The following is a 15,417-nucleotide window of genomic DNA, read 5'->3' on the forward strand; positions in this document are numbered from 1 at the left end:
TAGGCTTATTATATTTTTACCGAATATATAAAAAATATTTATTGGAGAACATATACAGAAATGAGAAAGAAAAAGTTATTAATATTAATTATAATTTATTTCTAATGTATACAGATCTAATCAGTAGCACTATTAATTACATTAAAAAACTGGATAAACAAAATAAAATAAAATTTATTGTTAATTATGGCTCCTATGCAAATGGCACATTCCACAACGGTTCTGATATTGATTTATGCATTTATTATGATGGAAATCAGGATGAGAGAAACAAATTTAGGTTAAATGTACTCTCAGAGATAAATGACATTTTTGATGTGCACATATTTCAGGATCTGCCACTTTATATAAGATTTAGTGTTTTGAAGGGAAAAATTCTCTATTATAAAGATAAGGATATATATGATATTTTTAGGAAAACAATAGAGGAATTTGAGGATTATAAACGCGGATATTACGATTATATAAACCTGGAGAAGATACAATGAGAAGGGATGTAATAAGGAATAAAATAGCCGAAATTGAGGAAAGTTTGGAATTAATAAGAGATAATTTACCAGATTCATTTGATGAATTCCAGAAACTTGGCATTATAAAAGATGGTATATACAAAAGGATAGAATATTCCATTGAAAATTTAATGGACATTTTTTATATAATTAATTCAGATCCTGGATCTTGGAATACCAGATGATGATTCCTCAATGATAGATAATCTATACAATAATGAAATTATAAGCTTTAGAATTAGGAATTTAATGAAAAATATGAAAGGTTTCAGGAACATTATTGTCCACAGATATGGGAAAATAGATGATGGGCTTGCATATACATTCATAAAAGATAATATTAATGATTTTGATGTTATAATAAAATGCCTGGATAATATAATGAATAAATATTAATTAAGGGAATCTTCTGGAATGGCATAAGGCCATAAATAAATACATTAATGATTTTTCATTTTATATTTTGAATTTAATAATATTACAAATGGTTATGATATTGGATAGTGATCATTAAACATAACTACATGGATGGTTGTGTACCATATTTGTGTAAATATAAATTTCCTGTTAAAAGAGACAATAATAAGTCCATAAGCATTGATGAATTGATAATCTCAATGTATTCAAATGGTATATTCTCATGGAAGATATCGAATATATTAAATAATAAATATTGAACATCATCAATATCTCTTTAGATATGTTTAAGTTTAAACCATCCATAACGACATATGTCATTATTTATAAATAATGGACCTGCGGTAACACCATCAACGGCATATGGAGAAAAGGAAGATACGTTATATGAAAAGCAATAACTTTATTAGGGAACTCATTTCAGGGCATCATTGTATGTTTTATTCACAATAATTTAATATAGTGCTTTATCTCTACCATTATATGCTACTAAAGTTTATGATACAAAATTAATATTAATTAGAACAAATTACTATATAAATAATAATATAAATGCTTACATATAAATATACATAAGCAATTCGTAAAAACATGATTGGATTATATAAAAAAAACATCAACATTGTAACATTTAATTTCAATAAAATATTACCAGTTTTTTCATATTCAGTGGCAACATTCTTTTTAATGGACTTTGCATTTTTTATAGATAATATTGTTGATCTCTTGCATTTTACATATCTTGAGGCATTTATTTTACTTGGCATACCCTTTATTGGAAGAATGTTTACACCATTTATCTATGCACCACTAGCCCGCATGGGTGTGCCGAGGCTGGCCCTTTTCTCAATAAGTGTGATGTCCATAATATCCTTTTTAATTTCATATGAAAAAACCTTTCCGGAGATGTTCATAAGCAGGTTTTTAATAGGAATATTTTATGGAACTGCGACATCTGCAGCAATAGAGGTTTCATCCATTACAAAAAACAGAATAATCATAGGATTAACCATGGGTGGATGGGCCATAGGATGGCTTATCGCTGCCGTATTCTTTATGTTTTTGAAATCATGGTCTCTGGTTTCCCTAATAGGAATTGTCTTTGTACCCGCCATAATATTTTCTAAAAAACATAATGTTATATCCCCACTTGTTAAGAAGTTTCAGTTTGATTTTTCATTTAAAATCTTTATTTTATTCATTCTTGGCTTCACTCCAGCATATATACTTGAAGTTGTTCCATCATTTCTTGGTTCGGCATCCCTATATGAGTCAATAATTGCATATTCTTTTGCAGTTCCTGCATATATAATACTTCCATATTTAATTAACAGGATATCAATATATAAGATATTTTATGCCTCAGTTGTTATAGTATCATTAAGTGGAATTATCTTCTTCCTTACAGACGATATTGTACTTGCTGTAATATTTACTGTCTTTGGCCTTGGTATGATATCACTGCTTCCCATAATAAGCCGGAACCTGAATGTTGAGCCTAAAAAAATAGGTCCAAGCATGAATTTTGCGGCCGTAAGTGGCTTTCTGCTTCCTGTCATACTTCCAATCGGAATTGAATACATTAATATTATAGCAACAGTAATCTTATTTGGTATTGCAACAATAATTTTTACAAAATTTGAAACGGGTTCTAAATTCTGGAAAAACATAATATTATCAAAAAATATTATAAAACATTAAATTTATTACTTTATGTTATTTAGATCATCAAGATTATCTATATCGTATATGTCCTTCTGTGGTCTTTTTGGTTTTTTTATTACACCTACTATTAATATTATAAAACCGGCTAAACCTGTTATAAGGCCTATTATAACCATAACCCCATACCCCTCTATGGCAGATACCGGTGCATATTCATACTTTAAAGAAGGCTTTGTGGAATTGAACATAACATAGGTGTATGTGCCTGCAGGCATATTACCAAAAACCTTGTCCGATCCAACCGCCTCATAATACTTTGATCCATATTCATATTTCACTAGATTGGTTGAATTGACCTGGCTCAGATTTTTTGAATTAATAAGACCTGCATTTGATGGGCCCCCCTCAATTAATATTTCATAGCCACTTTTTAATGTCATATTTTCTGTAATATATTCTCCTTTTTTATAAAGACTAACTTCAGTGTGTGTATATTTTTGAACATTTAAGCCTGATTCATATGATCCAACAATGAATAGGGCCGCACCTATAACAAGAATAATTAGCCCTATAGACACTATCTTTTTATTCATAAATTCAATATGATAAAGATTTTATTTAAATTTTCCCACATCTAATTAGCAAAGCCATAATGCAATCAATTCTGATAACTATTAATCTAATCTCACCATCTTACGTTTTAATCCTATAAATTTTATTTCAAAGGCTATGGTTAAAATTATTTACCTGTATGGATTAACTAATTATGAAAAATGATATAGATAATTACATAAAAAGCATTCTGGAAACGGCACCATCCGAAGAAATGTATATAGAGGCGGTGCGTGATGTATTTAAGGATTTAATCAAGGAATATATTAGAAAAAAAATAAATGAAGATGAAGATTTAAAAAGGCAGATCGAGGATGTTCTGGAAGAATTCATGGAGGCCAGAATTAAACAATACGATTCAATGGCAAAAATGGCAAAAATAACAGCAAAAATAGGCATTTTAAGTGCTCCCAAAAATATTAAGGACGAGGCCATCAACGATTTCCTTAATACGTTTAAAAATGAAATAGATGAGATAATCAAAAGGACATTGTAAAATAATTATGGTATTTATTATATCTATGAAAATAGAGAACTAATCTTCCGATTTAAAGTCCTTTACTATTGTTGTATTTGAATTAAGGTCAAAAAGTGTCATTATTGCAGGATTTGGTGAAAAATTCATCATCTTCTGATATTCTGTTTGGGACTGCCATGTGGACGCATTTATATATCTTACACCACGGTAATTGCCCTGTGAATATGAATGGATATGACCCGTTATAAAAATATCGGGTACCTCATCTATTACATGGTAGTCCCTTTCAGATGGAATTATTGGTGTTTTTCCACCATAACGCGGTGCCAGATGCCTTCTTTTTAGGAGTTCTTCCAGAGCAGATCCCACGCTTGCATAGCTTGCCCCTGGCACAAGTTCTATCATATCATTTAAAGACATTCCATGGTATACAAGCACGTTTTTTCCCTCGAGCCTTAAATTATATGGATTTGGAAGCATAACAGTATTACTCTTAAAAAAACTGCTTATTTTCTTTGAAAAAATCGGCTGTGGCTCGGCAAGCCTCACAACATCGTGATTTCCAGGCATGATAAACACATTTACATCCTCAGGCACTTCGTCTATATATTCTGCCAGTTTTTCATACTGTTCAAGAGGATTAAGAACGTCAAGATCATTTTCCTGGCCAGGATAAACACCTATGCCATCAACAACATCACCGCTAAGTATAAGGTACTTTAACGATTCCGCCTCATCCATGGATTTTTTTATCCATGCGATCATTTTTTTAAAATCATTTTCCCTGAATGTTTTGCTCCCAACATGTATATCAGAAATGGATGCCACATACACAGGGGGTTTTTTCTGTTCATCAATCATTTTGTACGGTATGTCAGGCCTTATAATTTCATCTGCAAATAATACAGTTTCCCTTCCGGAATTTGAAACAGATCCAATTACCCCTATTACCTCATCCTCTATTATTAACTCATTATTTAATCCCTTATTTTTCAGCAGGAATACGTTTATATTATCATCAAGATCCTCAAGCAATAGTTTCTTATGGCCATTTTTGGTGGTGCTTACCTCGCTTACCATTCCAACAATCTTTACCTTGCCATATGTCTTTTTTGCAGTGCTGATTTTGTATGTACCACGCATTTCACTTGATTGTATTATCATTTTTCTAATTCTCTCATAGCGATCAACAAACATTTTTCTAAAATCCTCAACCGAACTGTGTGATTTAATATCTGGAATATAAACTTCGAAATCCATTTTTTCCCTTTTTGGTGTGCTTATTAGTTTAAGGACATCATTTTCAGTAAGATACCCGCTCTGAATAACCTCATCACTGATCATGCTTGGTATAAGATCGCCCATGCTTCTTTCAAGTATAATGTCCATTGCCTCCTTTGTTACCAGAATTCCGTGCTTTTGAAAATATTCAAGTATCCTGGTCTTGTCATTAAATAATTCCATTAATGGATTAATACATACTTACTTAAATGTTAATCGGTTATAATTCATAAATTCAAATTTAATATATATTATCAGGTTTTTTAAATATAAATTTGACTGTTAATCAATAATCTTATATACTGTTTAAATCTTACTTCACAATGTTTAGCCAAAAATTCTCAGAAATTAAAGAAGGATATACATTTGATGATGTATTATTAAAGCCCATTAAATCGCCAATAGAACCAAGGGAGGCGGACATTTCAACAAAACTATCACGGCATATACGTTTGGGTGTCCCAATTGTAAGCTCACCAATGGATACTGTTACAGAGGATCAGATGGCAATAGCCATGGCAAGGTATGGTGCTGTTGGTGTTATACACAGAAATATGTCAACAAACGAGCAAATTGAGATGGTTAAAAAGGTGAAAAAGGAGGAAACACTAATTATAAGAAACGTTATATCTGTTGATCCTGAAACGCCAGTAAACGTTGCAAGGACCATAATGATTACCAAAAATATTGCCGGCCTACCTGTGGTTTCTGGTGGGAAGCTTGTTGGTATTTTAACAAAAAGGGATCTTGAATTTTCGGATTCCTCAGGTAAAATAAGGGACATAATGACAAAAAATGTGATAACTGCAGATGAAAACGTATCAATAGAGGATGCAAAGTACATACTTTATAAAAACAGGATAGAAAAACTTCCGCTTGTTGATAAGGCTGGTAAATTAAAGGGACTTATCACGGCAAAGGATATTAAAACGAGGGAAAAATATCCCAATGCATCAAGGGATACAAACGGGCAGCTGATGGTTGGTGCGGCCATAGGCGCCTATGATATTGATCGCGCAATTAATCTGGAAAAGGCAGGGGCGGATTTTGTTGTTATTGACACTGCACATGCACATAACTGCAATGTAATATCATCATTAAAAAAAATTAGAAAGGAATTATCAATAGATATAATTGCTGGAAATATAGCCACTGCAGAGGCTGCTGAGGACCTTATATCTGCAGGCGTTGATGGTCTAAGGGTTGGCATTGGCCCCGGTTCAATATGCACAACCAGAATAGTGGCAGGTGTTGGTGTCCCACAGCTAACAGCCATTTCCAGTGTTGCTGATGTTGCTGTAAAGCATGACATTCCTGTTATAGCCGATGGCGGAATAAGGTACTCTGGTGACATGGTTAAGGCCCTTGCTGCAGGTGCATCCACTGTTATGCTTGGATCACTTTTGGCAGGTACAGAGGAAAGCCCCGGAGTTGAAATGATAATAAACGGAAGAAAATACAAATCATACAGGGGCATGGGATCAATAGGTGCAATTAAGGCCGGGAAATCGGATAGGTATGGTAAGCTTGGAAACAATGAATTTATAGCGGAGGGTGTTGAGGGATCAGTCCCGTACAGGGGACATGTGTCAGAAAATCTCTTCCAGTTCGTTGGGGGCATAAAAACTGGCATGGGTTATATTGGTGCACATAACCTTGATGAATTAAGGAAAAATTCTGTGTTTATCAGGATAACAAATAATGGTCTAAAGGAAAGCCATCCCCACGATATAAGAATAGTTTCGGAGCCGCCAAACTATCAGAATTTCAATTACTAGGCCTGAAATAAAGCGAATTGGCCATGGAAATTGGCCACTATTTACTCAAAATATTTATAAAATAATTTCTTATTTATAATCATGGATGAATCAGATATAACAAAGGCACTGTCCAGTAGGGAAATGACAAAGGAGGAAATAATAGAATTCTTTCTTGGCACACCAGATATGGTGGGTGGCACCAATGCAGATTATATCCGTATAGGATCACAGATTCTGCTGGAAAATAAAATAGAATTTATGATCAATAAACTTGTTACGTCAGGTAAAATAGGTACAAAAAAGAAATCAAACGGCATTATAGAGAACATTTATTATTTTGTAAAATAATCTTATTATGTTAATATATGAAATAAATATTCTGATTCATGAATGAAACATATATAGGAATACATGGTTATTCAACGCACACTCCTAAAATCAACGGTATAATAAAATTCAATCCTGAAAGTTTTATTGTAAATGAAATACCTGCTGATATTCAGAAAGATATAAATGGGAAATATACAATTTTAAAGGTAAAATTAAGGAACTGGGATACAAATAAATTTGTAATATTTCTCTCAAAATTACTGCATATAAGTAAAAAAAGGATAACTTACGGTGGAACAAAGGATAAAACTGCTATAACAACCCAGTATTTCTGTATTAATATTGAGAATAAAAACACTATTGATTATTTTAATTTAAATATTAAGGATGCCGAGGTGATGGAAGTATTTAGGTCAAATCATATGATAAGGCTTGGAGACCTGATCGGAAATGAGTTTATTGTAGAAATCAAATCAGATTACGATAATAATGAAAATATAAACAGTACAGTGAAGGAAATCTTTGAAAATGGTGGATTTCCAAATTTCTTTGGGTATCAAAGGTTTGGTTCATTTAGAATGAACACACACAGAATAGGCAGGCTGATCCTGCAGGGCAGGTATGAGGACGCTGTAAAGCTTTACCTTTACGATCCTGAGTTTGATAAGGAATATTATAGAATAGACTTTTTTCAGAGCCAAAATGTTGATGAGGCATTAAAAAATTTTCCAAAATATCTTTCATTTGAAAGATCCATTCTTGGTTATATTAAAGAGCATAAAACATATGCAGGTGCATTTAATGTGCTGCCAAAAAATCTTGCAATGCTCTTTATACATTCATATCAATCATTTTTATACAACAGGATTTTATCGGAGAGAATGAAAATCATAGAAAAGTTAAATGAGATTATTGACGGGGATTATTTTATGCCTGTTGATAAATATTTTAATCCTGATAAAAATAATATAATGAGGGCCGATAAATACAATCAGGAAAAGTTAAATCTTCTTTCAAAGGAAAATAAAATAAGGGCTGCAATTCCTGTAATAGGTTATAACACAAAATTATCATCCGGTATTGAGGGTGAAATAGAAAAAAAGATAATGTGCTCAGAGAATATCTCATTTAATGATTTTAAAATAAAGGATTATCCTGAGTTAAGCTCATCAGGAGATCTCAGAATAGCATCGGCACTCCCTGTAAATTTCTCAATAATAGGAAAAAATAAACTGCAATTTTCCCTTGGCAGGGGGATATATGCAACCTCACTGTTAAGGGAAATATTAAAAAATGAGGATTTTTAGATAAGGCCAACCTTCTGCAATTCTTTTTTGACCTTTATAACAGCCTGTTCTATCTCACTCTCCTCCTTGGCCCCGGTGCATACAACCTTTCCGGATCCGAAAAGGAGCAGAACAACCTTTGGTTCCTCAACACGGTATACAAGCCCCGGAAACTGTTCAGGCTCATATTCGACATTTTCAAGGCCAAGAGACATTGCTATATCTGTAAGGTTTAGATCAGATTCAAGATCATAAACAGCAACAATATTCTGAACTATAATATCAGGGTTATCATAAACCTCTATACTGGCCTTTTTTAATTTTTCAATTATTATGTCTATTGTTTTTTTAACATTTTCCAAATTTTTTGCACCGGTGCAGTTTACCTTTCCGCTTCTAAAAATAAGCACCGCTGTCTTTGGTTCCTTAAGCCTATAAATCAAACCAGGAAACTGTTCCGGCTCGTATTCCGATCCCTCCAAGGCAAGGGCAATTTTGCTAAGGTCAAGGTGTTCAGCAAGTGATGTTGATGCAACTATATTTTCAATTGTAATTTTCTCCATTTCACTCATATTTATCCATTCTTTATATTTAAAGGATATATAAAGGTTTTAATTTTTTAATGTAAAATTTTATAAAATATGAATAAATATTTTTTATTATAAACCTGAATAACCATGAAACATCAACATTTTAGTACATGTTTAACTGTTCCTTGGCATAATCACTCATCATGTCCGGAGTCCACTGCGGCTCCCATACAAGCTCTATATCGGCAGCCTCAACCCCCTCAAGGCTTTCGACCTCCTTTTGTGCCTCAGATAGTATCCACGGTGTTACCGGACAGGTGGGGGCCGTCATAGTCATTTTAATATAAACGCGATCCCCGTTTATCTGTACATCATATACAAGTCCAAGGTTAACCACATCCATGCCAATTTCCGGATCTGATACCTGCTTTAATACCTCCAAAATTTCCTCCTTTGTTACCATATTTAAAAATATTATAATTAAATATTTAAACATATTTATGTGTTTAAATTATTGTAAATCTTCTTCAATCACAATGACGAATTTCTTTAAAAGAAAATCAAGAGCTGCTATTATAACCATGCCAGTTATCAAGAAAAATATTGCAAAATAACTGATAGTTTGCAGAATAAAAACAATGCCTATGCCCATTGCCGGCGGATGTTCAGAATGGAAAATAACAAGCAGTATGGCAACTAAGGTCTCCACAAGGGCAATCACATAATATATTGAAATAAAAAATGCCATATAAAATCCTAAAACTCCAACTATTCCAGCTATAATATAACTTTTCAAAAATTTATCTATTTTTGCCGATTTATTATCGGGCATCATAAAGAGTAAAAAGGAAGTTGATGCAAATGAAGAAAACACTATAAATTTTGCAAACGGTACAAAATATATATGCGTTACTGACAGAATAAAGATTGTTATTGATACAGTTATTCCAATAAATATTGCCGGAATTATGTGATTTTTAATTAAAATTTCATATTTTTTAAAATTAAACATTATTAATTTAATAAATTTATATTTAAAATAGTTTATTAATTATTCCATGGCCTTAATCTGCTCCAGAGTTTCTTTTACGGCGACCTCAACAGACTGATCGCTTGTATACCTGCTTTTCCAGCCCAGTTTTTTTAACTTTGTTATGTCCAGGTATGTCTTCTTCACATCGCCCTTCCAGCCCCTGCCATTAATTCCTCCGGTAAAAATATATTTAACATTTTTTAGTCCCATACCGCTTACAACATAATCAGCAATTTTTCTTACAGATGTTGTTTCATCATTTCCAAGGTTTATTATATCCGTTCTACTTAAATTTTCATGCACATAAATCATTGAGTCAACACAGTCAGTAACATGCATGTATGATTTTTCCTGTGTTCCATCACCAAGTATTTCTAGTTCTTTATTATTTTTTAATAGTTTATGTATAAAATCATATATTACGCCGTGTGTAGAATTCCTGCCAACAATATTTGCAAATCTGAATATCGTCCCCCTTATTCCATAATAATGTGAATATGCACTTATAAACCCCTCATTGGCCATTTTTGATGCTCCATATGATGATATCGGCAAATACGGTCCATAGTTTTCAGGTGTTGGCATGATATTAGCCTCACCATAAACCGTTGATGACGATGCAAATAATATTTCCTTTACATCCTTTTTCCTCATGTATTCAAGTATATTCTGTGTAACTATAACATTATTGTTAAAATCCTTTATTGGATCCTCTGATCCATATCTAACATCCGAATTTGCGGAGAAGTGAATAATAATGTCAATGTCATTAAGGGATTCAAGATCATATTTTAACAGATCGCCATTTATAAATTTAAAATTTTTATTGCGATAAAATCTTTTGATAAACCTTTCACCAACATGGTTATTAAGATTATCAATAACAGTGATATTGTTATCATTTATTAGTTTCTCAACCATGTTTGATCCTATAAATCCAGCGCCACCTGTTATTAGAATATTTTTGTTTTCCATGAACCTATATAAATAAGTAAATGATAATTCTTTTTATATCTTAAACAAATTACTAGCCATGACATATTACTTCAAATGCAGGGATTTGGGATGGGATTGTTCATTTGAGCATCATGCTGAAAAAAGGGAGGATCTTTATCCAAGGATAAGAATACATTTTCACTATGCACATGCAACAAATGAAATTAGCGATGAAATGATGAAAAAAATTGACAGTGTCATTACCGAGGGAGAGAGAAGAGACGATCTTCCAATTTAAGTGTTTAATATGAAGATAGAAAGGATTAAAGGTTTCAGGGATCATTATCCTGAGGATATGGAAATACGCTATTCAGTTTTTACCAGAATAACAAATGTTGCTGAGAATTTTGGATACCAGAGAATAGATTTTCCAAGCCTTGAATATCTTGAAATGTACAAACAGAAATCTGGGAGCGAACTTGTTAGCCAGACCTTTTCATTCACAGATAAGGGTGGAAGGGAGGTTACAATGATACCGGAGGCAACACCATCAACTGTAAGACTTCTAACAGCAAGAAAGGATATACCAAGGCCGGTAAGATGGTATTCATTGCCAAAGGTATGGAGATATGAAGAACCCCAGGAAGGCAGATTCAGGGAGCACTATCAATTTAATGCAGACATGTTTGGTCTGGATTCTGCAGAGGCTGATTCTGAGATCATAGGTCTTGCCGCACAGATACTTGATGAACTCGGGCTTTCAGGTAAGTATCAAATAAATATAAATGACAGACAGGTGATGGAATATATACTTAATGATATGAACATACAAAATATCCATGAGGCATTTTCAGTAATAGATAAATACAGAAAAATAACAAGAGAACAGTTTATTTCCATGATGGCTGAGATTAACGTGGATAAAAAAAATACCGAAAAGATACTTGATCTTCTTTCTGAAAGGCTTGATATTAAAGACTTCGAGAAAAAATTAAAAAGTATATTAAATAATTTTGATGGATTAAAAAACCGTATTGAAAGGCTTAAAACAACATTTTCATATATAAGTTTTTATACAAAAAGTGATATAAAATATGATTTTTCAGTTGTCAGGGGATTATCATATTATACAGGCATAGTATTTGAGGCATTTGACTCGGTTGGTGAACTCCGTGCAATACTTGGTGGAGGCCGCTATGATGGGCTTTCAACACTATTCTCTGATGAAAATATACCAGCCATTGGTTTTGCCATAGGCGATGCAGTTCTTGAAATATTATTGAAAAAATACAATCTCTGGGAGAAATACATGCGCAAGCAGTCATATTATATATGCAATCTGGGATCCCAATTTATTGAATATTCAATTAATTTGGCATCAAAAATAAGGAAAAGTAATAGAATTGCACTGGTGGACATTACAGGTAGAAAATTATCATCGCAGATAAAGAGCGCAGCCGAATTTGATTTTGCATTAATAATTGGAGAAAACGAGGTAAAATCAGGAACAGTAACATTAAAGGATATGAAGACCGGTGAGCAGAAAACAATCGAAGAGGAAGAATTTTATAAATTATTATAATAATTTATCAATCAATCATTTAGGAAAAATTTATATCCATTTTTACTTTTAACTTCTAATGCCTGAAGGTTTTAACTTTAAAGGGATTCGGGCTCTGCTAGGTAAGTTTGCAGAACCAATTATGATAAAGCCAAAAAAAGCAAATGGTTTTATTATGACCTTTAAAATGATATTAGGTGCAGGTCTCTTTGGAGGTGTTGTAACATGGTGACTTCTTTTAACTGGAACTGGGATGCATTTGTAATGGTTATCCTTGCCCTGCTGGCTCTGGCCCTTATTGTTTTTGGGGCACTTACTGCATATTTTGGCAGCAGCAAAAGCAGGATAGTAGGATCTGTATTGCTTATTGTTGGACTTGTAATTGGTATATTTACAATATTCGGGTCATCAAGCGTGGCCCATGTTTCATTTGTATACCAGGTGCTTGAGCCTACAGTATTTTATCTAATAGCGTCCATTATTGGCGTTTTAATTGGATTGTTAATATTCCTTGGCGCCATAATGAAGACCTAAAAATTATTATTTATTGAAAACTTTAATAAAATGTTTGTCATGAGGCTACATGGTTAAACCAGAACAGTTCATAGAGGATGCCAAATTACAGATTAAATCACAGCTGAAGGGTAAGGGAATACTGGCATGCTCAGGTGGTCAGGACAGCACACTGCTTTCTGTAATAGCTGGAATGGTTTCACGGGATATACTTGTTATTTTTGTTGACACCGGTTTATTAAGGCTTCATGAGGTGGAAAATGCAGAAAAAATTTTTAAAAAATATAATATCAATTATAAAATTATTGATGCACGGCAGAGGTTCATTCAAAATTTAAAGGGCATTACAGATCCTGAACAGAAGCGGAAGATAGTGGGAAAAACCTTTATAGATGTTTTTGAGGAGGCTGCAAAAGATTTTGGCGCAGAATATCTGCTTCAGGGTACAATAGCACCTGACTGGATAGAAAGTGGCGGGCAGTCCAGAGATACAATTAAAAGCCATCACAACGTTGGTGGACTGCCAGAAAATATGAAATTAAAGCTTATAGAACCACTAAGAGATCTTTATAAGGATGAGGTTAGGGAGGTATCAAAATATCTTGGCATCCCTGAAATTATGCCCTTTCCTGGCCCAGGCCTGTCAATTAGAATAATAGGCGAGGTTACAGAGGAAAAACTTGATCTGATAAGAAAAGCAACAGACATTGTTGAGAGAAATGTTATGGAGAACATGCATGAAAGGCCATGGCAGTACTTTGCCGTTTTACTGCCAGTAAATACAACCGGCGTTCATGGTGATCAGCGTTCATATGGTAAAACTGTTGCAATAAGATTTATTGATACCCTTGATGGAATGACAGGCACCTTTAGCAGGCCGGACTGGAACCTTCTTGAAAAGATATCAACAGAAATAACAGACGAAATCCCTGAGATTAACAGGGTTGTTTATGACATAACAAATAAACCTCCGGCAACAATAGAATGGGAATAATTATATAATAATTTATAATCATAGATAAAATAGGTAGATTTACATGATGGAAGAACAATTACTGATACCAGAAGAAGAATACCAGAAATCTGGTGTCCATATTGGTACACAGATCAAATCAAAGGATATGGATAAATATATATTTAAAATTAGGAACGATGGTTTATACATATTAAATATTAAAAAGACAAATCATGCAATAATAGAAGCAGGAAAAATGCTGGCAAGATACAAACCAGAGGATATCCTTGTTGTGGCCCAGAGACAGTATGCATTCAGACCGGTTGCTAAATTTTCTGAAATAGTTGGGTCAAACTCCATAATAGGCAGGTTTATACCCGGAACATTAACCAATCCGATGCTCAAATCATATTCAAGCGCCAAGGTAATAGTGATAACAGACCCGCTTGCCGATACACAGGCAATGAAGGAGGCAATTAAAATAGGAATACCCATAATAGCACTCTGCGATGCCAACAATAAAACCGACTTTGTTGATTTAATAATTCCAACAAACAATAAGGGAAGGATGTCTCTTGCCCTGATATACTGGCTTCTTGCAAGGGAGGTTTTAAAGGATCGCGGCGACATAAAAACATATGACGACATGCAGGCAAAAATAGATGATTTTGAGGTCCAGATTTAAATATCTTTTATCCTTTTCATTTCTATATATTTTATTTCATTGTTTATAAAGCCGGCAAAAACCATTGATTTTCTAACACTTACTGATAACCTAACAGCCCTGCTAATTTTATACCATTCTTCTTTATCTATTAAACCAATTAAATATTCGGCATGCATATCCATGGATTCAGAATAAATCCTAAAGTGTTCTCCATATTTAAATCCACTTTTTACAATAAAATTTCTTTTAATTAAATCAGCATATAGTTTTTCCTCAGGTGTCATAATTTTATTTTCAACAAATCTTCTTTCAAAGTTGTTTAATATGTTTAAAGAATAAAATTTTTCCCCGAACCATTCAGGGGTGTTTAATGAATAATATATGCTGCCTGCATTTTTAATGCATATTTTTTCAGGCATATTCTCAGCCATCCCCATGGGGTCTATATGTTCTGTCATATGATATGTGATGCTATGGTCCTCATCAAGAGTAATAAATATTCCCGGAGTTTCATTGTATAGTTCCTCAAATGATACAATATCTGTTTCCCTTTTTAAAATTACAAAATTTGTATAATCCGATTTTTTTGTCTTTTTATAATAAAATTTATTTCCATTTCTTTTTATGTAAAATCCCTTATTCTTTAATATTTCATATACAATGTATATGTATATATCATCTGTAAAGATATTATTTAGAAAAAAATCCAGGTCATTACCATTTAATGATTCAATTTTACCCTTTAAAAACAGGTATAAGGCCTCACATGGATCTAGAAAAAAATCTCCATTTAAGAATTTGCCTATATGATACTTGTTTATAATCTGGGATATACTTATATTTCTTAATTTAAACTCAAATTTCCCACAAAAAATTCCCATTTT

21 protein-coding genes are annotated in these 15,417 nt (G+C 33.0%); 14 read left to right on the forward strand and 7 right to left on the reverse strand.

The genetic code is table 11. The features are described from left to right. The first annotated feature begins 104 nt into the window (after window positions 1-104). From QXW15_RS03210 to QXW15_RS03225, 4 genes are all read left to right on the forward strand, one after another. Complete coding sequence (locus QXW15_RS03210) at window positions 105-488, forward strand: nucleotidyltransferase domain-containing protein (RefSeq protein WP_048101998.1); 384 nt, start codon at window positions 105-107, stop codon at window positions 486-488. Then, a complete protein-coding gene (locus QXW15_RS03215; protein WP_052656814.1) occupies window positions 485-694 on the forward strand; it encodes a hypothetical protein in 210 nt (69 codons plus the stop codon). Before QXW15_RS03210 ends, QXW15_RS03215 begins: the two co-directional genes overlap by 4 nt. A 10-nt stretch (window positions 695-704) precedes the next feature. Beyond that, window positions 705-905 (forward strand): HepT-like ribonuclease domain-containing protein, encoded by a 201-nt coding sequence (locus tag QXW15_RS03220; RefSeq protein WP_054964383.1) that lies wholly within the window; start codon window positions 705-707, stop codon window positions 903-905. Between the two features lie 612 nt (window positions 906-1,517). Beyond that, window positions 1,518-2,627 carry an MFS transporter gene (locus tag QXW15_RS03225; protein WP_048101997.1) on the forward strand — a complete coding sequence of 370 codons (1,110 nt, stop codon included), beginning with the start codon at window positions 1,518-1,520 and terminating at the stop codon, window positions 2,625-2,627. Window positions 2,628-2,632: 5 nt separating this feature from the next. Here QXW15_RS03225 and QXW15_RS03230 read toward each other — a convergent pair whose 3' ends face one another. Continuing rightward, window positions 2,633-3,184, reverse strand: coding sequence for a hypothetical protein (locus tag QXW15_RS03230; protein WP_048101996.1), 552 nt, complete (start codon window positions 3,182-3,184; stop codon window positions 2,633-2,635). A gap of 173 nt (window positions 3,185-3,357) precedes the next feature. Between QXW15_RS03230 and QXW15_RS03235 the strand changes: the two genes are divergently transcribed. Further along, window positions 3,358-3,699 carry a hypothetical protein gene (locus QXW15_RS03235; RefSeq protein WP_048101995.1) on the forward strand — a complete coding sequence of 114 codons (342 nt, stop codon included), beginning with the start codon at window positions 3,358-3,360 and terminating at the stop codon, window positions 3,697-3,699. Between the two features lie 39 nt (window positions 3,700-3,738). Here the strand turns inward: QXW15_RS03235 and QXW15_RS03240 are convergent, their stop codons facing one another. Beyond that, window positions 3,739-5,145, reverse strand: coding sequence for a DNA-directed DNA polymerase II small subunit (locus QXW15_RS03240; RefSeq protein WP_055041179.1), 1,407 nt, complete (start codon window positions 5,143-5,145; stop codon window positions 3,739-3,741). A 140-nt stretch (window positions 5,146-5,285) separates the two neighbouring features. Between QXW15_RS03240 and guaB the strand changes: the two genes are divergently transcribed. The 3 genes from guaB (at window position 5,286) to truD (ending at window position 8,359) form a co-directional block, all read left to right on the forward strand. Continuing rightward, window positions 5,286-6,740 (forward strand): IMP dehydrogenase, encoded by a 1,455-nt coding sequence (guaB, locus tag QXW15_RS03245; protein WP_055041180.1) that lies wholly within the window; start codon window positions 5,286-5,288, stop codon window positions 6,738-6,740. Window positions 6,741-6,821: 81 nt separating this feature from the next. Then, complete coding sequence (locus QXW15_RS03250) at window positions 6,822-7,070, forward strand: hypothetical protein (protein ID WP_055032596.1); 249 nt, start codon at window positions 6,822-6,824, stop codon at window positions 7,068-7,070. 38 nt (window positions 7,071-7,108) lie between these two features. Beyond that, window positions 7,109-8,359: a tRNA pseudouridine(13) synthase TruD gene (gene truD / locus QXW15_RS03255; protein ID WP_055032595.1), complete on the forward strand. Its 1,251-nt coding sequence runs from the start codon at window positions 7,109-7,111 to the stop codon at window positions 8,357-8,359. Here truD and QXW15_RS03260 read toward each other — a convergent pair. The 4 genes from QXW15_RS03260 to QXW15_RS03275 all read right to left on the reverse strand — a co-directional run bounded on the left by QXW15_RS03260 (window position 8,356) and on the right by QXW15_RS03275 (window position 10,876). Then, window positions 8,356-8,910: a TATA-box-binding protein gene (locus QXW15_RS03260; RefSeq protein ID WP_048101990.1), complete on the reverse strand. Its 555-nt coding sequence runs from the start codon at window positions 8,908-8,910 to the stop codon at window positions 8,356-8,358. The two genes, truD and QXW15_RS03260, sit on opposite strands and share 4 nt — an antisense overlap. Before the next feature lie 121 nt (window positions 8,911-9,031). Continuing rightward, window positions 9,032-9,331, reverse strand: a complete 300-nt coding sequence (locus tag QXW15_RS03265) for a metal-sulfur cluster assembly factor (RefSeq protein WP_048102177.1) — start codon at window positions 9,329-9,331, stop codon at window positions 9,032-9,034. 48 nt (window positions 9,332-9,379) lie between these two features. Further along, window positions 9,380-9,880, reverse strand: a complete 501-nt coding sequence (locus QXW15_RS03270) for an HPP family protein (RefSeq protein WP_055032594.1) — start codon at window positions 9,878-9,880, stop codon at window positions 9,380-9,382. 39 nt (window positions 9,881-9,919) lie between these two features. Further along, the gene (locus QXW15_RS03275) at window positions 9,920-10,876 is read right to left on the reverse strand and encodes an NAD-dependent epimerase/dehydratase family protein (RefSeq protein ID WP_055041104.1); all 957 of its coding nucleotides are present in this window, start codon (window positions 10,874-10,876) and stop codon (window positions 9,920-9,922) included. A gap of 58 nt (window positions 10,877-10,934) precedes the next feature. Between QXW15_RS03275 and QXW15_RS03280 the strand changes: the two genes are divergently transcribed. The 6 genes from QXW15_RS03280 to rpsB are packed head-to-tail and all read left to right on the forward strand — an operon-like array spanning window position 10,935 to window position 14,551. After that, complete coding sequence (locus QXW15_RS03280; protein WP_048101987.1) at window positions 10,935-11,135, forward strand: DUF1059 domain-containing protein; 201 nt, start codon at window positions 10,935-10,937, stop codon at window positions 11,133-11,135. A gap of 9 nt (window positions 11,136-11,144) precedes the next feature. Further along, window positions 11,145-12,419 carry a histidine--tRNA ligase gene (hisS, locus tag QXW15_RS03285; RefSeq protein ID WP_048101986.1) on the forward strand — a complete coding sequence of 425 codons (1,275 nt, stop codon included), beginning with the start codon at window positions 11,145-11,147 and terminating at the stop codon, window positions 12,417-12,419. Between the two features lie 58 nt (window positions 12,420-12,477). After that, window positions 12,478-12,630, forward strand: coding sequence for a hypothetical protein (locus tag QXW15_RS03290; protein ID WP_156150333.1), 153 nt, complete (start codon window positions 12,478-12,480; stop codon window positions 12,628-12,630). Continuing rightward, window positions 12,624-12,932, forward strand: a complete 309-nt coding sequence (locus QXW15_RS03295; protein WP_048101985.1) for a hypothetical protein — start codon at window positions 12,624-12,626, stop codon at window positions 12,930-12,932. The genes QXW15_RS03290 and QXW15_RS03295 overlap by 7 nt, the downstream gene beginning before the upstream one ends. A gap of 49 nt (window positions 12,933-12,981) precedes the next feature. Then, entirely contained in the window at window positions 12,982-13,905 is a 924-nt protein-coding gene (gene guaA / locus QXW15_RS03300) for a glutamine-hydrolyzing GMP synthase (RefSeq protein WP_055032593.1), read from the forward strand. 46 nt (window positions 13,906-13,951) lie between these two features. Continuing rightward, a complete protein-coding gene (rpsB, locus tag QXW15_RS03305) occupies window positions 13,952-14,551 on the forward strand; it encodes a 30S ribosomal protein S2 (protein WP_369796406.1) in 600 nt (199 codons plus the stop codon). On the opposite strand, the gene QXW15_RS03310 is transcribed toward rpsB, so the two are convergent. Beyond that, the gene (locus tag QXW15_RS03310) at window positions 14,548-15,414 is read right to left on the reverse strand and encodes a hypothetical protein (RefSeq protein WP_048101982.1); all 867 of its coding nucleotides are present in this window, start codon (window positions 15,412-15,414) and stop codon (window positions 14,548-14,550) included. The two genes, rpsB and QXW15_RS03310, sit on opposite strands and share 4 nt — an antisense overlap. Between the last annotated feature and the right edge of the window lie 3 nt (window positions 15,415-15,417).

Source organism: Acidiplasma sp. (assembly GCF_038728925.1).
Taxonomy (GTDB): domain Archaea; phylum Thermoplasmatota; class Thermoplasmata; order Thermoplasmatales; family Thermoplasmataceae; genus Acidiplasma; species Acidiplasma aeolicum.